The organism is Pseudomonas sp. PSPC3-2, from assembly GCF_049897085.1.
Taxonomy (GTDB): Bacteria; Pseudomonadota; Gammaproteobacteria; order Pseudomonadales; family Pseudomonadaceae; genus Aquipseudomonas; species Aquipseudomonas paraveronii.
Genome location: NZ_JAFCVO010000003.1, coordinates 204,711 through 224,918, shown reverse-complemented (window position 1 = coordinate 224,918; position 20,208 = coordinate 204,711). Strand labels below are relative to the sequence as shown.

Here is a 20,208-nt window from a genome sequence, read left to right as displayed (position 1 = left end):
TGTGGGAGGGGCGGTGCGACGATTCGACTTGCCCCCGATGAGGCCATCAGCCCAAACGGAGTACTTACTGACCCGCCACCTTCTCCGACTTACCGTCATAGCGCTTACGCCATTCAGTCAGAATGCTGTCGCGGTTTTTCGAGGCCCAGGTGAAGTCGTTCTTGATCAGCCGCTGCTCGTAGTCCGCCGGCAATTCGGTCTGCGGCTTGGCGATGCCCGGCTGGGCGAGCACGGCGAAGTTGTCCTTGTACAGGTCCATCGCGGCGGTGCTGGCGGAGAAGTCGGCGAGTTTCTTCGCCGCATCGGCGTGGGCGCTGCCCTTGATCACGGCGGTCGCTTCGATGTCCCAGCCCAGGCCTTCTTTCGGCAGGATGATGTCCAACGGCGCGCCCTGGCGCTTCAACTGCACGGCCGGGTATTCGAACGAAATGCCGATCGGGAACTCACCCGAAGCCGCCAGCTTGCACGGCTTGGAACCGGAGTGAACGTACTGGCCGATGTTCTGGTGCAAGTCGTCCATGTACTGCCAGCCCTGCTTCTCGCCGAAGGTCTGCAGCCAGGCGCTCACATCCAGGAAACCGGTGCCAGACGACGCCGGGTTAGGCATCACGATCTTGCCCTTGTACTCGGGCTTGGTCAGGTCTTGCCAGCTCACCGGCTTGGTCAGGCCCTGCTTCTCGGCTTCGACGGTGTTGAAGCAAATGGTCGCAGCCCAGACGTCCATGCCGACCCAGGCGGGCGGGTTGGCGGCGTCGCGGTAGTGTGTGCCGATCTTGTCCAGGTCCCTGGGCGCGTAGCTCTCGAGCATGCCTTGCTGGTCGAGGATCGCCAGGCTTGAAGCCGCCAGGCCCCAGACCACGTCGGCTTGCGGGCGGTTTTTTTCCGCGAGCAGTTTGGCGGTGATGATGCCGGTGGAGTCACGTACCCATTTGATTTCGATGTCGGGGTTGGCTTGTTCGAAGGCTTTTTTGTAGGTCTGCAATTGCTCGGCTTCGAGGGCCGTGTACACGGTCAGTTCGGTCTTGGCGAAGGCATTCAGGCTGAATGCGGTGAGTACGGCAGCGACCAGCGCCAGGGGCTTGAACATGGAGTACCTCCTTCAGGGTTATTGGCCCGGCGCGGTCTGGCGCCAGGCTTGGGAGCGGCGCAACACGCCACGTGAGGCCCACGCCAGCAGCAGCGAAACGCCGGCGGAGGTGAACAGGATCAAGGTGGACATGGCCGCCGCACCGCCCACATTGCCGGCGTCGTCCATGTTCAACACGGCGACGGCGGCGAGGATGGTGTCGGGGCTGTAGAGGAAGATCGCGGCCGAGACGGTGGTCATCGCCGACACAAACAGGTAGCGCACGATGTCCAGTAGCGCCGGCAGGCAGATCGGCACGGTCACGCGCAGGTAGTGGCGGTACAGCGGCGCCTTCAGCGACAGCGCGGCGGCTTCGAACTCGGCGTCCAGTTGGCGCAGCGCGGTGGTGGCGGTCATCTGCGCGGTGGTCAAATAATGAGCGATGGTGCACACCACCAGCAGCGTCATGGTGCCGTAGAACACGTGCAGCGGGTTGCCGCTGAGGTTGAAGAAGAAGACGTAGCCCAGGCCCAGCACCAGGCCCGGCACGGCCATCGGCACAAAGCTGAGCATGCGCAGCGCCAGGTTGAGGCCCTTCTGGCCCTGAGTCTTTTCCGTCAGGTAGGCGCCGGTGAAGATCAGTACGCTGCCGATCAAGGCGGTAAACAGGGCCAGGGTCAGGCTGTTGCGGTACGCCAGCCAGCCGCCGCCGGCCGTGTCTTCGAACTGGTAGTGGTTGAGCGACAGCGACAGGTTGTAGGGCCAGAACTTCACCAGCGACGAGTACACCGCCATGCCGAACACCAGCAGCAACACCGCGCAGATCAGCAGCACAATCGCCAGGTAACAGGCATCGCGCCGCCGCGACGGTGCCGGCTGGAACACCTGGGCACGGCCCCCCATGGCATCGCCCTGACGCCGACGCAGCCAGGCGTCGACGCCAAAGCTGAACAGCGCCGGCAGCAGCAACACCATGCCGATCAACGCCCCGCGTCCGAACTGTTGCTGGCCGACCACGGCCTTGTAGGCTTCCAGCGCCAGCACCTGATAATCGCCGCCGACCACCACGGGTACGCCGAAATCGGTGATGGTCAGGGTGAACACCAGGCAAAACGCGGCGAACACCGCCTGGCGCGTGGCCGGCCAGGTGATGCTGCGAAACGCCCGGGCCGGGCTGGCGCCCATGCTTGAGGCCGCATCGAACAAGCGCGCATCCGCCAACGACAGCGCCGACAGCAAAATCATCAAGGCATGCGGAAAGGTGTAGATCACTTCGCCGAGGACAATGCCCCAGAAGCCGTAGATGTTGTCCGACAGCAAACCGCGCAACAGGCCCTGGTTGCCGAACAGGTACACCAGCGCGATCCCCGGCAGCATCGACGGCGCCATCAACGGCAACAGCGACAAGCCGCGCCAAATCGCCTTGGCCGGGATCAGCGTGCGTTGCAACGCATAGGCAAACAGATACGCCAGCGGTACGACGATGGCTGCCACGCTGAGGGAAACTTTCAGGCTGTTACCGAGCAGCCAGTGGAAGTTGGCGCTGCTGAGCAGTTCCCGTGCCGCCACCAGCCCGCCGCCCTGCCCGGCTTCGCTGCTGAAGCCGCGCCAGAAGATCGCCAGCAGCGGCAGCAACACCGCGACGCCCAGCAGGCACAACCACAGCCATTTGCCGCCCAGCACAAAAAGGCGGTCGCCCAGCTCGGCACGAGACACCCGCCGCGCAACGGGCAGCGTCATCAGCGCACCCATGTCAGGCAAACACCTGCAGGCTGCGCGGTGGCAACGCGACCCAGATGTCCTGGGCGCCCAGGCGCGGCATGGCCTCCGGGGCCAGTTCGGCCAGCAGCGGATGACCGGGCAGTTGCGCCAGTTCAAAGCTCATGCGGCAACGGTTGCCGAGAAAGGTGATCTCGCGGACCTTGGCCGCAAACAGGTTCTCTTCATGCACCGGCGGGTTGACGCTGATCGCTTCCGGGCGGCAGAACAAGCGCCCGGAGGTGGCCGCGCCGGCATCCTCGGCCAGGCGCATGTGCATCCCGCCGACCTGGGCGTGGCTCGCGCTGCTGCGGCTGAACGGCAGCCAGTTGCCCTGGCCGACGAACTCCGCCACGAACGGCGTGGCCGGGCGGTCGTAAATCTCTTGGGGCGTGGCGTATTGCTCGACCTTGCCGTTGTTCATCACGGCAATGCGGTCGGCCATCAACATGGCTTCGTCCTGATTGTGGGTGACCATCAGCGTGGTGATGCCCAGGCGACGCTGCAGTTGGCGCAGCTCGGTACAGAGGTGCTCACGGACGCGGGCGTCGAGGGCCGACATCGGCTCATCGAGCAGCAACAGCGAGGGGGCCGGCGCCAGGGCGCGGGCCAGCGCGACCCGTTGTTGCTGGCCGCCGGAGAGTTGGCCGGGGTATTTCTTTTCGCTGCCGAGCAGGCCAACCAGTTCGAGCATCTGGCCGACGCGCTTGCGCACTTCATCGCGACCGCTGCCGGTGAGGCCGTAGCCGATATTCGCTTCAACGGTGAGGTTGGGGAACAGCGCGTAGGACTGGAACAAAATGCCGTAGTCCCGAGCCTGGGGCGGCAGCAGGGAAACATCCCGTTCGCCCAGGTAAATCTCACCGCTGTCCTGGTGCTCCAGGCCGGCGATGCAGCGCAGCAGCGTGGTCTTGCCGCAACCGGACGGGCCCAGCAGGCACACCAGCTCGCCAGCGGCGACGTCCAGGGACACGTTGTCCAGCGCGGTAAAGGCGCCGAAACGTTTCTGGATACCCCGCACCTTCATTGGCGCGCCGGGTTGGGTCAGGGCTGTGTTCATGAAGGCACCTCATCAAACGGATGAGGGCCATGCTAGGCAGGCAATGCGTCCCTGGTGTGGCAGAAAGGCAAAACGTGGCGATAGTGGTATTGGTGGATTTGGGTAGGGTTTATCCAGAGGGGGGTGGCCTTGAGGGCCAATCGGGGGCAAGTCGAATCGTCGCACCGCCCCTCCCACACTTGACCGAGTTCCAACATGAGAATGCGGTCAACATGTGGGAGGGGCGGTGCGACGATTCGACTTGCCCCCGATAGCGCCCTCAAGGCCACCAGCACTTTTCAGATCGGCGACATTTCCTGCGCCAACCCAAGAAAAGCAGCAGGCAGGCGAGCGCCTTTTCTTTCCTTGAGGCAGTAGAGGTACTCAAGAATTTGCGGCGCATTCTCGATAGTCAGCACCCGCAACTGCGGGTCATGGGGCACTTCCTGACGGGCGATGATGCTGATGCCGATATTGCGCAGCACCGCTTCACGAATCGACTCGCGGCTGCCGATTTCCAGCAGCGGCCCGTAACTCACGCCGGCGCCCTGCAGCATCTGTTCGGTCAGGCGTCGTGTGGTGGAGCCGGCTTCACGCATCAACAACGTATGCCCGGCAAGCGCGGTCAACGGCACATGATCGAGCGTCGCCAACGGGTGGTTGCGATGCACCGCCAGCACCAGCGGGTCGGTGCCCAGCACACGGCGAATCAGGCGTGGGTCTTCCAGCAACTGCGAAGACGCAGCGACGTCGACGCGGTAATCATCCAGGGCTTCGAGCACCTGTTGGGAGTTGCCGATTTCCACCGACACCTCCACCTGGGGCAGGCGCTCGCGGAAGGCTTTGACCAGGTCGAGGATGTAATACGGCGCCGTCGCGGCAATCCGCAATGCGCCCTGGACCTGACCACTGTTACGCAGGAAAAACTCAATGTCCGCTTCCTGCTGCAACAGTGTCTTGACCATCGGCAGCAGGCGCGCGCCTTCGTCACTGACCGTCAAGCGGCGGCCACCGCGATAGAACAACTCGACGCCGTACTGGCTTTCCAGGTTGCGAATCTGCGTGGTGACGGTGGGCTGGCTCAGGCCGAGTTTTTTCGCCGCCTGGGTGATGCTGCCCAGGCGGGCGACCATAAAAAACGCCTTCAACTCGGCACTCAGCACACCACCCTCACATCATCTATTTGCGCAGCAGGCGCAGGCCATTGAACACCACCAGCAGGCTCACGCCCATGTCGGCGAACACCGCCATCCACATGGTGGCCATGCCCAGGAAGGTGACCGCGAGGAAGATCGCCTTGATCACCAGCGCCAGGGCGATGTTCTGCTTGAGGATACTCGAGGTTTGCCGCGACAACCGAATGAAAGCCGGGATCTTGCGCAAATCATCGTCCATCAAGGCCACGTCGGCGGTTTCGATGGCGGTGTCGGTGCCCGCTGCGGCCATGGCAAAACCAATCTCGGCGCGGGCCAACGCCGGGGCGTCGTTGATGCCGTCGCCGACCATGCCCACGCGCCGGCCTTGGCCGTAGAGCGCTTCAATGGCTTGCAGTTTGTCGGTGGGCAACAGGTCGCCCTGGGCCTGGTCGATGCCGACCTGAGCCGCAATCGCCTGGGCGGTGTGGGTGTTGTCGCCGGTGAGCATCAGGGTTTTGATGCCCAGTTCGTGCAACTGCTGGATGGCTTCGCGGCTGCTGTCCTTGACCGTGTCGGCCACGGCGAACAGCGCCAGCGGGCCGGACTTGTCGAGCAGCAGCACCACGGATTTGCCTTGTTTCTCCAGGGCGAAGAGTTTGTCTTCCAGCGCGGGCGAGCACAGGCCGAGTTCTTCCACCAGGCGGTGGTTGCCCAGGTGGTAGGTTTCGCCGTTGATATCACCGCGCACACCACGACCGGTCAGGGCAGTGAAGTTATCCACAGCGTGGCGCGCCAGGTTTTTATCCACCGCCGCGTTGGCGATGGCCAGCGATACCGGGTGGTCGGAGCGCCCGGCGAGGCTGGCGGCCAAGGCCGGCGCACTGTCTTCGACATTCGGGAACAGCGCCAGGTAATCGGTTTGCACCGGCTTGCCGTGGGTGATGGTGCCGGTCTTGTCGAGGGCCAGGTAGTCGAGTTTGTAACCGCCCTCCAGGTACACGCCGCCCTTGATCAGGATGCCTTTGCGCGCCGCCGCCGCCAGGCCGCTGACGATGGTCACCGGGGTGGAAATCACCAAGGCGCAGGGGCACGCCACTACCAGCAGCACCAAGGCGCGGTAGATCCAGTCGAACCACACACCGGCCATGAACAGCGGCGGGATCAGCGCCACGCCCAGGGCAAACAGGAACACCGCCGGGGTGTAGATCTTCGCGAAGCGGTCGACAAAGCGCTGGGTCGGCGCGCGTGCGCCCTGGGCCTGCTCCACGGCGTGAATGATCCGCGCCAGGGTGGAATTGTTGGCGGCCGCCGTGACGGTGTATTCCAGGGAGCCGGCCTGGTTGATGGTGCCGGCGAAGACTTTATCGCCCACGGTTTTTTCAATCGGCAGGCTTTCACCGGTGATCGGCGCTTGGTCGATGGTGGACTGGCCGGCGGTGACTTCGCCGTCCAGGCCGATGCGCTCGCCGGGGCGAACCCGCACGATAGCGCCCAATTCGACACTTTTCACTTCCCGTTCGACCCAACTACCGTCGGCCTGCTGCACCGTGGCCTGTTCCGGGGTCATCTGCATCAAGCCGCTGATGGCATTGCGCGCACGGTCGAGGGACTTGGCTTCGATCAATTCGGCCACGGTGAACAGGAACATCACCATCGCCGCTTCCGGCCATTGGCCAATCAGGATCGCACCGGTCACCGCGATACTCATCAGCGCATTGATGTTCAGGTTGAGGTTTTTCAGGGCGATCCAGCCCTTTTTATAAGTGGTAAGGCCGCCGCTGAGGATCGAAACCAGCGCCACCAGAGCAATCACCCAGGTCGGGGCTGCGTTGGTGAAGTGGATCACTTCAGCCGCCAGGGCGCCGACGCCAGACAGCGCCAGCGGCCACCCGTGTTTCTTGGCTGGCGGCGCGGCGGCCGGGGTGCCCTCTTCGATCGGATCGGCCTGCATGCCCAGGGACTTGATGGCGTCGATGATCGGCGCGGTGCTCGGCAGGTCATGGGTGACGCCGAGGATGCGGTTGATCAGGTTGAATTCCAGTTGCTGCACACCGGCGAGCTTGCCCAGTTTGTTCTGGATCAGCGTCTGCTCGGTGGGGCAGTCCATGGCTTCGATGCGGAAGGTGCTCAGGCGCGAGCCTGCGGTGGGTGCTTCGCTCAGTTGCACCAACGCCGGGGCTGGCGTGCCGGAGCAGCAGGAACCGGCGTGGCCGTGGTCATGCACCGGCGTCAGTTTTTTCGGCGCATGATCGTGGTCATGCGCATGATCATGTTTGTGCGGGGTGTGCAGGGAGTCGCTCATCGGGTCGCGTCCGTAAAGGTGCCTGTTGCCAAGTAAAGACCCTGTAGCCACTATAGGGTCAAGCACCCTTTTGGAGATTGCTGCAATGAAGATCGGCGAATTGGCCAAACTGACCGACTGCCCGGTGGAAACCATCCGTTATTACGAGAAGGAAGGCCTGCTGCCGCCACCGGCACGCACCGAGGCCAACTACCGCGTGTACACCCAGGCGCACACCGAGCGGCTGGTGTTTATCCGCAACTGCCGCAGCCTGGACATGACCCTGGAAGAAATCCGCAGCCTGCTCGGCCTGCGCGACAGCCCGCAGGACCAATGCGAAAACGTCAACGCGTTGATCGATGAGCATATCCACCATGTCAAAGCGCGGATCGACGGGCTGTTGGCCTTGCAGGAACAGTTGATCGACCTGCGCCAGCGCTGTGGCAGCGGGCCGGAGCTGGATCAGTGCGGGATATTGCAGCGGCTGGAGGTCAGCGGCAGTGTTGCCGCCAGCGAGGCTGAGCCTTCGCATGTGGGCAGAAGCCATGGGCATTAATTCAGCCTGGTAACCGAATCAAACTGTGGGAGGGGCGGTGCGACGATTCGACTTGCTCCCGATAGCGGAGTTTTAGCCACCAAATATTTAGCTGATCCACCGCTATCGGGGGCAAGTCGAATCGTCGCACCGCCCCTCCCACACAAGCCCACACCTTTAGACTGAGGCAGCCTTTAGATGGCGACGTCGGCCTTGATGCTTGGGTCGGCGTCGTAGCCCACGATTTCGAAGTCTTCGAACTTGTAGTCGTAGATCGACGCAGGCTTACGCTTGATCAGCAATTCCGGCAGTTTTTTCGGCGTGCGCGCCAACTGGGTCTGGATCTGTTCCATGTGGTTGCTGTAGGCGTGGGTGTCGCCGGTGGTGACGATGATCTCGTGGGGGATCAGGTCACACTGCTGGGCCAGCATATGGGTCAGCAACGCCAGCGCGGCGGTGTTGTACGGCAGGCCGAGGAACACGTCGGAGCTGCGGATATACAACTGCATCGACAGATGGCCGTCATGCACGAACGCCTGGTACAGCAGGTGGCACGGCGGCAGGGCCTGCTTGCCGTTGCGCGCATTTTCCTGGGGGCTCTTGGTCTCGTCCGGCAGGTACTCGACGTTCCAGCCGTGGAACAGGATGCGGCGGCTGTTGGGGTTGGTCTTCAGCGTCTGGACCATGTAGTCGATCTGATTGATCTTGCCGCCGTCCTTGGTCGGCCAGGCGGTCCACTGCTCGCCGTACACCGGGCCCAGATCACCGTCTTCGGTGGCCCACTCGTCCCAGATGCGCACGCCGTTCTCGTTCAGCCACTTGATGTTGGTGTTGCCGCTCAACATCCAGATCAATTCGTTGGCGATGCTTTTGAAGTGAAGCTTCTTGGTGGTCAACAGCGGAAAGCCGTCGGCCAAGTTATGCCGATACTGACGGGCAAACACGGCCTTGGTGCCGGTGCCGGTGCGATCGCCCTTGGTCAGGCCATTGGTCACGACGTCGTTCAGTAGTTCGAGATATTGCTTCATGTCATTACCCGTATCGTTGCAGCCGAGACCTCGCAGGCCTCGGCATTCGAATTTAAAGCGCGGTGTTCTTCAACGGTTGCGCACGGTTGTACGCCCACCACAGCAGGCCCAAGCCGGCGACAATCATCGGGATACTGAGGATCTGCCCCATGGTCACCCAACCGAACGCCAGGTAGCCCAGTTGCGCATCCGGTACGCGCACGAACTCGACGACAAAACGGAAGATCCCGTAGAACAACGCGAACATACCCGACACCGCCATGGTCGGCCGCGGCTTGCGCGAGAAGAGGTACAGAATGAGGAACAGTGCCACACCTTCCAGGGCGAACTGGTACAGCTGCGACGGATGGCGCGGCAATTGCGCCGGATCGCTGAACGGCGGGAACACCATCGCCCACGGCACGTCGGTCGGCTTGCCCCACAGTTCGGCGTTGATGAAGTTACCGATACGCCCGGCGCCCAGGCCGATCGGCACGAACGGCGCAACGAAGTCCATCAGTTGGAAGAATGACTTGCCGTTGCGGCGGCCGAACCACCAGGCGGCAATCATTACGCCGACAAAGCCACCGTGGAAGGCCATGCCGCCCTTCCATACCTCGAAAATCAGCGTCGGGTTAGCGATGTAGGCCGACAGGTCGTAAAACAGCACATACCCCAGGCGCCCACCGACGATGACCCCCATCGACAACCAGAAAATCAGGTCGGAGAGTTTTTCCTTGGTCCACGTCGGGTCAAAACGGTTCAGGCGCCGGGACGCCATAAACCAGGCACCGCCGATGCCGATCAGGTACATCAACCCGTACCAGTGGATTTTCAGCGGACCGATGGCCAGGGCCACCGGGTCGATCTGCGGGTAAGGCAGCATTGCGACTCCTCGTTAAATCATTCGTTATAGCGACCGGACCTTGCCCGGGCGCGATTAAGCCTTCGTTACAGCAAGAAATTCAAACCCACGCAAAACAGCAGCGCGGCAAACAGCCGTTTCAGCAAGCGCGGCGACAAGCGGTGCGCCAGGCGTGCGCCGAAGCGGGCAAACACCATGCTGGTCAGGGCAATGCCCAGCAGTGCCGGCAAATACACGAACCCTAAACTATGAGCGGGCAGCAGCGGGTCATGCCAGCCCAGAATCATGAAACTTAATGCACTGGCCAGTGCAATCGGCAGCCCGCAGGCCGACGAGGTGGCCACCGCTTGCTGCATCGGCACGCTGCGCCAGGTCAAAAACGGTACGGTCAGCGAACCGCCGCCTATCCCGAAAATCGCCGAGGCCCAGCCGACCACCATGCCTGCCACGGTCAAACCGACCTTGCCCGGCACCGTTCGACTGGCCTTGGGCTTGACCTCCAGCGCCAGTTGCACAGAGATGATCAGCGCGAACACGCCGATGATCTTCTGCAAGTGGGGGCCGGAAATCGCCTCGGCGGTCAACGCGCCAAAGCCGGCGCCGATCAGGATGCCCACGGTCATCCACACAAAAATCGGCCAGCGCACCGCGCCTAGTCGGTGGTGCTCACGCACGGCGTTGATCGAGGTAAAGATAATCGTCGCCAGGGACGTACCCACGGCCAGATGGGTCAGCACCTGCGGGTCGAAACCCTGCAAGGTGAAGCTGAACACCAGCACCGGCACGATAATGATCCCGCCACCCACGCCAAACAGCCCGGCGAGCACGCCGGCACAGGCGCCCAGCAGCAAATACAGCAGAAATTCCATGGGAGCCCCCAAACCAAGTCCGGCATGTTAACGGATGGAAGGCATGCGACCCAACTGGATACGATGGAACGCCCGCGCCAGTGTCGGTAGAGTGGCCAAACACACAAAAGGGGATCGCCTGATGTGCCTGATAGTTTTCGCCTGGCGGCCGGGCCATGCCCAACCGCTGATCGTCGCGGCCAACCGTGATGAGTTCTACGCCCGCCCCAGCCTGCCGCTGGCCCAGTGGCCGGATGCGCCTGCGGTCTACGCCGGCCGCGATCAGGAAGCGGGCGGCACCTGGCTGGGGGTGAATGCCGATGGGCGTTTTGCCGCCCTGACCAATATCCGCGACCCGCACCAGCCGCCGGCACGCAAGTCGCGCGGGGAACTGGTGGCGCGGTTTCTCAGCGGTTCGCTGCCGCTTGAGCAGTATTTGGCCGACATTAACGGCCGTTCGATTGAATACGCCGGGTTCAACCTGCTGGTGGGCACGCGGGAGGAGCTGTGGCATTACAACGCCAATGACACCGAGCCCACGTTGCTGGCAGCGGGAGTCTATGGGCTTTCCAATGCTGGGCTGGATACGCCGTGGCCGAAGCTGGTGAAGGCCAAGACGGCGTTAAGCGCGGTGCTGGAGAACCCGCAGACGGAGGCGTTACTGGAGATTTTGAGCGACCCGCAGACCGCACCGTTTGCTGACTTGCCCGATACCGGCGTGGGCTTGGCGACCGAGAGTTTGCTATCAAGCGTATTTATCGCCAGCCCCAGTTATGGGACACGGGCGAGTACAGCGTTGATTGTGAATGCGGACGGCACGCGGCAGATGGTGGAGCGTAGTTTTGGGCCGCATGGTGGCCGGCTCGGCGAAGTTGAACTCAATTTCTAGCCACACCACAAAACCAATGTGGGGGGGGCGGTGCGACGATTCGACTTGCCCCCGATTAGGGTGTATCAGCCAAAAGTGTGCTGACTGACACTCCGCAATCGGGGGCAAGCCCCCTCCCACATTTTTAATCAGCGCCAGGCTTTAGAGGGTTTTGGCAGCGGCCGGATTGATCATTCGCGTCAACCCGAGGTTCTTCAGCGCCAGTTGCAGCGAGCTGTGGATAACTTGCGGGTTGTCGATGGTCATCAGCTCGGCCAGCAGTTCCTTGGCCATGCTCAGGTTGACCTGGCGCAGCAGCCACTTCACCTTCGGCAAGTTGGTGGCGTTCATCGACAGGCTGTCAAAGCCCATCGCCATCAGCAGTACCGCCGCCGCCGGGTCGCCGGCCATTTCACCGCAGATGCTCACCGGTTTGCCTTCGGCATGGGCGTCGCGCACCACATGTTGCAGCGCTTGCAGCACCGCCGGGTGCAGGTAGTCGTAGAGGTCGGCCACCCGTGGGTTGTTGCGGTCCACGGCCAGCAGGTATTGGGTCAGGTCGTTGGAGCCCACCGACAGGAAGTCCACCTGCCGCGCCAGTTCCTTGGCCTGGTACACCGCTGCCGGGATTTCGATCATTACGCCGATCGGCGGCATCGGTACGTCGGCGCCTTCGTCGCGCACTTCACCCCAGGCGCGGTGGATCAGGTGTAGGGCTTCTTCCAGCTCATGGGTGCCGGAGATCATCGGCAGCAGGATGCGCAGGTTGTTCAGGCCTTCGCTGGCCTTGAGCATGGCGCGGGTTTGTACGAGGAAAATTTCCGGGTGGTCGAGGGTCACACGAATGCCGCGCCAGCCGAGGAAGGGGTTGTCTTCCTTGATCGGGAAATACGACAGTGACTTATCGCCGCCAATGTCCAGGCTGCGCATCGTCACCGGCAACGGATGGAAGGCGGACAGTTGCTCGCGATAAATCGCCAGCTGCTCCTTCTCACTCGGAAAACGCTGGTTGATCATGAACGGCACTTCGGTGCGGTACAGCCCGACACCTTCGGCGCCGCGTTGTTGCGCACGGGCCACATCGGCGAGCAGGCCGGTGTTGACCAACAACGGCACGCGATGCCCGTCGAGGGTCACGCAGGGCAGTTCGCGCAGGGCGTCGAGGCCCTGGGACAGCTGGCGTTCTTCTTCCACCACCTCGGCGTATTGCTTGCGCAGCACTTCGCTGGGGTTGGTAAACACCTCGCCACGGTTGCCGTCGACGATCATGGCGATGCCGTCGACCTTGGAGTACGGCAGGTCCACCAGGCCCATCACCGTCGGAATACCCATGGCCCGGGCCAGGATAGCGACGTGGGAGTTGCCCGAACCGAGCACCGAGATCAGGCCCACCAGTTTGCCTTCCGGCACTTCACCGAGCATGGTGGCGGTCAGTTCTTCACTGATCAGGATGGTGTTGTCGGGGTAGACCAGGTTGGTGGAGCGGTCTTCCTGCAAGTAGGCGAGCAGACGGCGACCGAGGTCACGCACATCCGAGGCCCGCTCACGCAGGTAGGCGTCGTCCATCAATTCGAAACGGTTGACGTGATCGGAAACCACCTGGCGCAGCGCACCCTGGGCCCACTGGCCGGTCTTGATCACGGTCTTGACTTCGTTACCCAGCGACGCGTCATCCAGCATCATCTGGTACACCTCGAACAGCGCTCGCTCTTCGGGGCGCAGTTGGGTGGCGAGCTTGTTCGACAGGTTGCGCATGTCGGCGCGCACGCCTTCCAGGGCGGTCTTGAACAGTTTGATTTCGGCGTCGATGTCGCTGACCGTCTTGTCCGGCACCACATCGAGGTCGGCCGGCGGCAACATGACCACGGCCGTACCGACGGCAGCACCCGGCGAACCCGGTACGCCGACGAACTTGGCTTCCTGGATGCCCTTGCCCTGGCGCCCCAGGCCGCGAATCGAGCCGGTGGCTTCAGCGTGGGCGATAACCCCGGCCAATTGCGCGCTCATGGTCACGAGGAAGGCTTCTTCACCTTCGTCGAACTGGCGCCGCTCTTTCTGCTGGATGACCAACACGCCGACAACGCGGCGGTGGTGAATGATCGGTGCGCCCAGGAACGAGGCGTAGCGCTCTTCGCCGGTTTCGGCAAAATAGCGATAACGCGGGTGATCAGCCGCGTTTTCAAGGTTCAGGGGTTCTTCACGCGTCCCTACCAAGCCCACCAGACCTTCATTGGGCGCCATGCTGACCTTGCCGATGGAGCGCTTGTTCAAGCCCTCGGTCGCCATCAGCACAAAACGGTTGGTCTCGGGGTCCAGCAGGTAAACCGAGCAGACCTGGCTGCCCATGGCTTCCTTGACGCGCAACACAATAATCCCCAACGCCGCCTTGAGATCCTTGGCGGAGTTAACTTCCTGGACGATCTTGCGCAGCGTATTGAGCATGGCTCGGGGTCGAACTCCGTCGTCAGTCGCGCGTTAAAAGGCGCGGGGCAAGCTCTTTGAGAGCGCGACGATAAACTTCGCGCTTGAATGTCACCACCTGGCCCAGCGGATACCAATAACTGACCCAGCGCCAGCCATCGAACTCCGGTTTACCGGTCAAATCCATCCGCACCCGCTGCTCGTTGGAGATCAGGCGCAGGAGAAACCATTTCTGCTTCTGGCCGATACACAGCGGTTGGCTGTGGGTACGCACCAGGCGTTGCGGCAAACGATAACGCAACCAGCCACGGGTACAGGCCAGAATTTGTACATCTTCGCGCTCAAGTCCGACTTCTTCGTTCAACTCGCGGTACAAGGCGTCTTCAGGGGTTTCGTCAGGGTTGATTCCACCTTGAGGAAACTGCCAGGCGTCTTGGTTGATTCGGCGAGCCCATAGGACCTGTCCAGAATCATTCGTAAGAATAATCCCGACATTAGGACGGAAACCATCGGGGTCGATCACGGCAACAACCTCGCAAACGCATGTCGTCGCATTGTTCCACAAAGGTTGTTCCAGCGGCAACGAGGCTTCTTAGCTTATGTGCACTCTTGTGAAAAGACCGTATTCTGGACGCCTTTTTACAGACTTTTCAGCGGGTAACTGTAATGCGCCTGGCTTTATTCGACTTGGACAACACGCTTCTTGGGGGTGACAGCGATCACGCCTGGGGGGATTACCTCTGTGAACGCGGGATTCTCGACCCGGTGGCCTACAAGGCTCGCAACGACGAGTTCTACCAAGACTACCTGGCCGGCCGGCTGGATAACGCGGCCTACCTGAATTTTTGCCTGGAAATCCTCGGCCGCACCGAGATGGCCCAACTGGACGCATGGCACAACGACTATATGCGCGACTGCATCGAGCCGATCATGCTGCCGCAGGCAGCGGAACTGCTGGCCAAGCACCGCGCCGCCGGCGACAAGTTGGTGATCATCACCGCGACCAACCGCTTCGTCACCGCGCCAATTGCCGCACGCCTGGGCGTGGACGCCCTGATCGCCACCGAATGCGAGATGGAAAACGGCCGCTACACCGGGCGCAGTACGGATGTGCCGTGCTTTCGCGAGGGCAAGGTAACGCGCCTGAACCGCTGGCTGGAAGAAACCGGGCATAGCCTGGAAGGCAGCTACTTCTACAGCGATTCGATGAATGACTTGTCGCTGTTGGAGCAGGTGACGCATGCGATCGCGGTAGATCCGGATCCGAATCTGCGGGCTGAGGCTGAAAAACGCGGCTGGCCGGTGATTACGTTGCATAGCTGATGGCCCTATCGGGGGCAAGCCCCCTCCCACCTTTAACCGCATTCCAACGGATGTATGCGGTTACATGTGGGAGGGGGCTTGCCCCCGATGCAGACAACTCGGTCCCAAGTCTTAAACCGGCTTGGCGCCCATGAGCCCCGCAATCGCCACAAACCCCACCAGGCTGACCACCGCCAGTACCAGGGTGAAATTCAGGCTACCGCCCTCGCCCTTGCGCAGGCGATTGAGCCGCGCAACCAGCCAGAACCAACACAGCGCCGCAATGGTGTAGAGCAGGCTGGAACCCAGGATCCAGGCTTGCCCCAGCGGCCAGCCGACCAGATGCACCAGCCACCAGCCGGTAAACGGCATGCTGATCAGGCAGATCCCCATCAACAACCATACGAACACCCACGGGCGCTGCACGGTGATCGCCGGGCCGGCGCTGCGTTTGCGCCAGGCCAGCAGCGCCAGGCCGAGGCCACTGAGCAGCAACAATACAGTGGCCGCCATGTGGATAACTTTGAGGGTGGTCAGGGTTTCCATGTGTCGTCTTCCTTAAAGGCCGCCCAATCAGCGTAGTCGCTCAACCGAGGAACAGTTTGTAAGCCGGGTTATCGCTTTCATCCCAGTACGGGTAGCCAATGGCTTCAAGGGCTGCCGACACCAGATGACGCTCGTCCGCCGGAACCTGCAGCCCGGCGACCACACGGCCGTCGGCTGCGCCGTGGTTGCGATAGTGGAACATCGAGATGTTCCAGCGCCCGCCTAATTTGTTAAGAAAGTTGAACAAGGCGCCTGGCCGCTCCGGGAATTCGAAGCGAAACACCACTTCATCGCTGACCTTCGCCGCGTGCCCGCCGACCATGTGGCGGATGTGCAACTTGGCCAGTTCGTTCTCGGTCAGGTCCAGCACCGGGAAACCCTGGCTGGTCAGGCTGGCGATCAACGCGCTGCGCGGATCGTTTTCCGGATGGGTCTGCACGCCAACGAAAATGTGCGCCTCCCGGCCGGAGTGGTAGCGGTAGTTGAATTCGGTGATCTGGCGCTTGCCCACGGCCTCGCAGAACGCCTTGAAGCTGCCCGGCTTCTCGGGGATGGTCACGGCGATGATGGCTTCGCGCCCTTCACCCAGCTCGGCGCGCTCGGCCACATGGCGCAGACGGTCGAAGTTGACGTTGGCGCCCGAGTCGATGGCCACTAGGGTTTGCCCGGTAACGCCACGGGTTTCGACGTATTTCTTGATGCCCGCCACACCCAAGGCGCCTGCTGGCTCGGTGATGGAGCGGGTGTCGTCATAGATGTCCTTGATCGCCGCACAGATTTCATCGGTGCTGACGGTGATCACTTCATCCACATAGTCCTTGCAGATGTCGAAGGTGTACTGGCCGATCTGCGCGACCGCCACGCCATCGGCAAAAATGCCCACGGTCGGCAGCACCACGCGCTCGCCAGCGGCCATGGCGGCCTGCAGGCAGTTGGAATCGTCCGGCTCGACACCGATGATCTTGATCTCAGGGCGCAGGTATTTCACATAGGCTGCGATGCCGGCGATCAGCCCGCCGCCGCCGACCGGCACGAAAATCGCGTCCAGCGGCCCGGGATGCTGGCGCAGGATCTCCATCGCCACGGTGCCCTGCCCGGCAATGGTGTGCGGATCATCGTAGGGGTGAATGTAGACGTAGCCTTTTTCGTCGACCAGTTTCAGCGAATAGGCCAGGGCTTCCGGGAAAGAATCACCGTGCAGCACCACTTTGCCACCACGGGAACGCACGCCTTCGACCTTGATCTCCGGAGTGGTCTTGGGCATCACGATAGTGGCCTTGACCCCCAGCACCTTGGCCGCCAGGGCCAGGCCCTGGGCATGGTTGCCCGCCGAAGCGGTGACCACGCCGCACGCGCGCTCTTGCGCCGTCAACTGGGTCAGCTTGTTATACGCACCGCGAATCTTGAACGAGAACACCGGCTGCAAGTCTTCCCGCTTGAGCAAGACCTTGTTGCCCAGTCGCTCGGAGAGCTGGCGGGCGGGCTGCAATGGGGTTTCTACGGCAACGTCATAAACGCGCGAGGTGAGGATCTTTTTGACGTACTGTTCAAGCATCGGCAGGCATCACTGGGCGGGTTGGGCAGGGCCAACGAGTCTAACTCAGCGTTCGGCCGGGCGACCACACGAATCCAAAGGTTTTGATGGGTTATACTCGCGCCCCTCTCTACTCCCCCGCCCGTTCCGGAGCCCGCATGACCCAGGATCAACTCAAACAGGCAGTGGCCCAGGCCGCCGTCGATTTAATCCTTCCTAAACTCGATGACAAGAGCATCGTCGGCGTCGGCACCGGCTCCACCGCCAACTGCTTCATCGATGCGCTGGCCAAGCACAAGGGCGCATTCGACGGCGCAGTGGCCAGCTCCGAAGCCACCGCCGCGCGCCTCAAGGGCCATGGCATTCCGGTGTACGAGCTCAATACCGTGAGCGACCTGGAGTTCTACGTCGACGGCGCCGATGAAAGCGACGAACACCTGAACCTGATCAAAGGCGGTGGCGCCGCCCTGACCCGCGAGAAGATTGTCGCGGCCGTGGCCAAGACTTTTATCTGCATCGCGGACGCCAGCAAGTTGGTGCCAGTACTCGGCGCCTTCCCGCTGCCGGTGGAAGTGATCCCGATGGCCCGTAGCCACGTGGCCCGCGAACTGGTGAAACTGGGCGGCGACCCGGTGTACCGCGAAGGCGTGCTGACCGACAACGGCAACATCATCCTCGACGTGTACAACATGCAGATCACCAACCCGGTGGAGCTTGAAACCCAGATCAACGCCATCGTCGGCGTGGTCACCAACGGCCTGTTCGCCGCGCGCCCGGCTGACGTGTTGCTGCTGGGCACAGCTGAAGGCGTGAAAACCCTCAAGGCTTGATGCACAGCCAAATGTGGGAGGGGCTTGCTCCCGATAGCAGTGTGTCAGTCGACGTCTACTTGACTGAACCACCGCTATCGGGAGCAAGCCCCCTCCCAGATGGGGTCGGCGGTGTTTTCAGGATTTTGGTTTCTTGAATACGTAGAACAGGTTCGGCTCGCTGACCAGGTACAACGTACCCTCGTCATCCATGGCGATCCCTTCGGCCTGAGGCACACGCCTGCTCAGGCCATGGCGCCCGCCCATCAGGGACAGACTGCTCAGCGGGCGACCGTCGATATCCAGTTCCAACACCAGGAACGACTCATCCGACAGCGCCAGTAAATGCCCGCTGCGCTCGTCGTATTGCAGGCTCGACAGGTCGCGCACGAACAGCCCGGCATCGCGCTTGGGGTTGTTGATGACGTGGACCGAGTAGGTTTTTTCCGGTTTGAAATGGGGAAAGCCGTGGACCTCGTAAATCACCATCGGGTCGCGCTCCTTCGCCACGAACAGGCGCTTGCCCACCGAGTCGTAGGCAAGGCCTTCAAAACCCTTGTTGCCCTCCACATGGACACCCAGGGTCATCTGCTCCGCATCGGCGGCGTCGAGGAATTGGGTATCGTCATCCACATGCACCTTGATCAGGCGCTGTTGGCGTTCATCGCTGATGACGTAGATGTTGTCGCTGATGAATTCCACAGCCTCGGCGTCACCGAAGCCGACCAGGGGAATCCGTCGCAGGATCTTGCCTTCAAGGGACAACTCGACCAGCTCGGCGTTTTTGTTGGTGACGGTAAACAGGCTTTTACGCACCGGGTCGTAGGTCAGCGCGGAAACGTCATCATCCAGCCCTTCGATCACCTGGCCCTCCACGCTAACCCGGTAATCTGCCAGGCCAATGGAGCGTTCGTCGGCAGGCTGGCCCCACGCCTGCCAGTTGAACCAGGCACGTTCGAACAGGCGAAACTGTTGCGCGACAACGCCCACGCCGATCAAGGCGATCAGCACCAGTATGAAAAAAGCAGGCTTGGGGCGGGCTAGTCGACGCATCGGGCGGGCTCAAAGTCAAAAGTGGCGAATAAATATCACGCCCATCTGAATCTAAACTTAAACGCGCCCGGTGTGTGGCGTATGCCGCGGATAGAAACGTATCCGACGTTATCGGTCTGTTATGGCTGTTTTTCGAAACGATAGAACAGGTTCGGCTCACTGACCATGTACAGGTTGCCGCGCTCGTCCAGGGTCACGCCTTCGGCACGGGGGATCGTGTTCTTGAGGCCGTTGAAGCCGCCGAGCAAGGTCATGAAGCTGACTTGCTCGCCCTTTTCATCCAGTTCCAGCAGCAGGTGGGAGTCGGCCGACAGCACCAGCAGGTGCCCGGTGCGCGGGTCGATGGCCAGGGCCGAGAGGTTGCGCATGTCCAGCTTGGTATTGGCGAGCTTTTGCTTGTCACCGACCAGGGTCTGGCTGCCGTCGCTTTTCCAGGTGAACAGCGCCGGCGGGCGTTCTTCGCCCAGCACGAACTGCTGGTTGCGCTTGTCCCAGGTGACGCCTTCAAAGGCTTTGTTCTGGTTTTTGGACGGGCCCAGGTCGTAACTCGGGAAGTCGGCCTTGTTCAACGCCGTGGTGCCGGCGTCGACTTTGACGATGGTCAGGCTGTGCTGGCGTTCATCGACCACGGCCATCAGGCCGTTTTCCATCACCGTCACACCTTCCGGGTTGCTCCAACCGTTAAGGGGCATCTTGCGCAGCACATCGCCTTGCAGGGTCAACTCGACGAGGAATGCATTTTTGCCCATGACAGAAAACAGGGTTTTCGTCTGTGGGTTGTAGGACAGGTCCGAGGCCTCGTCCTTCTCCATGCCGGGCAGCAGCTTGGCGTCGATGACGGCATGGTAATCCGGGAGCCACACGCTCGATTGGCGTTTGGCCGGGCTTTCAAAACGCTCGACTACCCACAACACACCGCGGTCGTCCCAATGCATGGCCCAGGCAATACCGTACACAATCGCCCCGGCCAGAAACAGCCAGGAATACCAGCGCAGAGCAAAACGAGAGCGTGGCTTGGGGGTGACGGTAGGCAGGGACACGGCCATTGGGCGCTTTTTCCGGGAAGTCAGCATTAGGTGATAGCACAGGAATAACCGCCCCGCGCTTAGGAGGCGGAAGATTATCCGGATGGGGTGTGAA

General features: G+C 61.9%; 18 protein-coding genes. 4 read left to right on the top strand and 14 right to left on the bottom strand.

The features are described from left to right. Positions 1–64: 64 nt before the first annotated feature. The 5 genes from ACP7CJ_RS07740 to ACP7CJ_RS07720 all read right to left on the bottom strand — a co-directional run bounded on the left by ACP7CJ_RS07740 (position 65) and on the right by ACP7CJ_RS07720 (position 7,301). Entirely contained in the window at positions 65–1,087 is a 1,023-nt protein-coding gene (locus ACP7CJ_RS07740) for a putative 2-aminoethylphosphonate ABC transporter substrate-binding protein (protein WP_276195320.1), read from the bottom strand. An 18-nt stretch (positions 1,088–1,105) separates the two neighbouring features. After that, positions 1,106–2,818 carry a putative 2-aminoethylphosphonate ABC transporter permease subunit gene (locus ACP7CJ_RS07735; RefSeq protein ID WP_426099955.1) on the bottom strand — a complete coding sequence of 571 codons (1,713 nt, stop codon included), beginning with the start codon at positions 2,816–2,818 and terminating at the stop codon, positions 1,106–1,108. A gap of 1 nt (position 2,819) precedes the next feature. Then, positions 2,820–3,884 (bottom strand): putative 2-aminoethylphosphonate ABC transporter ATP-binding protein, encoded by a 1,065-nt coding sequence (locus tag ACP7CJ_RS07730; protein ID WP_426099954.1) that lies wholly within the window; start codon positions 3,882–3,884, stop codon positions 2,820–2,822. 278 nt (positions 3,885–4,162) lie between these two features. After that, on the bottom strand, positions 4,163–5,026 hold the full coding sequence (locus ACP7CJ_RS07725) for a LysR family transcriptional regulator (RefSeq protein ID WP_247396855.1): 864 nt from the start codon (positions 5,024–5,026) through the stop codon (positions 4,163–4,165). Between the two features lie 16 nt (positions 5,027–5,042). Beyond that, positions 5,043–7,301, bottom strand: a complete 2,259-nt coding sequence (locus ACP7CJ_RS07720; protein WP_426099953.1) for a heavy metal translocating P-type ATPase — start codon at positions 7,299–7,301, stop codon at positions 5,043–5,045. Positions 7,302–7,386: 85 nt separating this feature from the next. On the opposite strand from ACP7CJ_RS07720, the gene cadR reads away from it, so the two are divergent. Then, positions 7,387–7,836 (top strand): Cd(II)/Pb(II)-responsive transcriptional regulator, encoded by a 450-nt coding sequence (gene cadR / locus ACP7CJ_RS07715; protein ID WP_017845051.1) that lies wholly within the window; start codon positions 7,387–7,389, stop codon positions 7,834–7,836. A gap of 173 nt (positions 7,837–8,009) precedes the next feature. Here the strand turns inward: cadR and ACP7CJ_RS07710 are convergent, their stop codons facing one another. The 3 genes from ACP7CJ_RS07710 to ACP7CJ_RS07700 all read right to left on the bottom strand — a co-directional run bounded on the left by ACP7CJ_RS07710 (position 8,010) and on the right by ACP7CJ_RS07700 (position 10,556). After that, a complete protein-coding gene (locus ACP7CJ_RS07710; RefSeq protein WP_253399984.1) occupies positions 8,010–8,843 on the bottom strand; it encodes a thymidylate synthase in 834 nt (277 codons plus the stop codon). A gap of 52 nt (positions 8,844–8,895) precedes the next feature. After that, a complete protein-coding gene (gene lgt / locus ACP7CJ_RS07705) occupies positions 8,896–9,708 on the bottom strand; it encodes a prolipoprotein diacylglyceryl transferase (protein WP_276195326.1) in 813 nt (270 codons plus the stop codon). A 65-nt stretch (positions 9,709–9,773) separates the two neighbouring features. Next, positions 9,774–10,556: a sulfite exporter TauE/SafE family protein gene (locus tag ACP7CJ_RS07700; protein ID WP_276195327.1), complete on the bottom strand. Its 783-nt coding sequence runs from the start codon at positions 10,554–10,556 to the stop codon at positions 9,774–9,776. A gap of 121 nt (positions 10,557–10,677) precedes the next feature. Here ACP7CJ_RS07700 and ACP7CJ_RS07695 point away from each other — a divergent pair, with 121 nt between their 5' ends. Then, positions 10,678–11,424, top strand: coding sequence for an NRDE family protein (locus tag ACP7CJ_RS07695; RefSeq protein WP_276195328.1), 747 nt, complete (start codon positions 10,678–10,680; stop codon positions 11,422–11,424). A gap of 141 nt (positions 11,425–11,565) precedes the next feature. Here ACP7CJ_RS07695 and ptsP read toward each other — a convergent pair whose 3' ends face one another. Both ptsP and ACP7CJ_RS07685 read right to left on the bottom strand, forming a co-directional pair. Further along, complete coding sequence (gene ptsP / locus ACP7CJ_RS07690) at positions 11,566–13,845, bottom strand: phosphoenolpyruvate--protein phosphotransferase (protein WP_276195329.1); 2,280 nt, start codon at positions 13,843–13,845, stop codon at positions 11,566–11,568. A gap of 22 nt (positions 13,846–13,867) precedes the next feature. Further along, entirely contained in the window at positions 13,868–14,347 is a 480-nt protein-coding gene (locus ACP7CJ_RS07685; RefSeq protein WP_026139795.1) for an RNA pyrophosphohydrolase, read from the bottom strand. Between the two features lie 143 nt (positions 14,348–14,490). Between ACP7CJ_RS07685 and ACP7CJ_RS07680 the strand changes: the two genes are divergently transcribed. Beyond that, positions 14,491–15,147 (top strand): HAD family hydrolase, encoded by a 657-nt coding sequence (locus ACP7CJ_RS07680; RefSeq protein ID WP_426099952.1) that lies wholly within the window; start codon positions 14,491–14,493, stop codon positions 15,145–15,147. A 111-nt stretch (positions 15,148–15,258) separates the two neighbouring features. Here ACP7CJ_RS07680 and ACP7CJ_RS07675 read toward each other — a convergent pair whose 3' ends face one another. Both ACP7CJ_RS07675 and ilvA read right to left on the bottom strand, forming a co-directional pair. Continuing rightward, the gene (locus ACP7CJ_RS07675; protein WP_426099951.1) at positions 15,259–15,672 is read right to left on the bottom strand and encodes a DUF2269 family protein; all 414 of its coding nucleotides are present in this window, start codon (positions 15,670–15,672) and stop codon (positions 15,259–15,261) included. A gap of 40 nt (positions 15,673–15,712) precedes the next feature. Continuing rightward, positions 15,713–17,227 (bottom strand): threonine ammonia-lyase, biosynthetic, encoded by a 1,515-nt coding sequence (gene ilvA / locus ACP7CJ_RS07670; protein ID WP_247396877.1) that lies wholly within the window; start codon positions 17,225–17,227, stop codon positions 15,713–15,715. A 137-nt stretch (positions 17,228–17,364) separates the two neighbouring features. Here ilvA and rpiA point away from each other — a divergent pair, with 137 nt between their 5' ends. Continuing rightward, positions 17,365–18,036, top strand: coding sequence for a ribose-5-phosphate isomerase RpiA (rpiA, locus tag ACP7CJ_RS07665; protein ID WP_276195332.1), 672 nt, complete (start codon positions 17,365–17,367; stop codon positions 18,034–18,036). 117 nt (positions 18,037–18,153) lie between these two features. On the opposite strand, the gene ACP7CJ_RS07660 is transcribed toward rpiA, so the two are convergent. Both ACP7CJ_RS07660 and ACP7CJ_RS07655 read right to left on the bottom strand, forming a co-directional pair. After that, positions 18,154–19,068, bottom strand: coding sequence for an SdiA-regulated domain-containing protein (locus ACP7CJ_RS07660; protein ID WP_426099950.1), 915 nt, complete (start codon positions 19,066–19,068; stop codon positions 18,154–18,156). Positions 19,069–19,187: 119 nt separating this feature from the next. Next, positions 19,188–20,114, bottom strand: coding sequence for an SdiA-regulated domain-containing protein (locus ACP7CJ_RS07655; protein ID WP_426099949.1), 927 nt, complete (start codon positions 20,112–20,114; stop codon positions 19,188–19,190). Between the last annotated feature and the right edge of the window lie 94 nt (positions 20,115–20,208).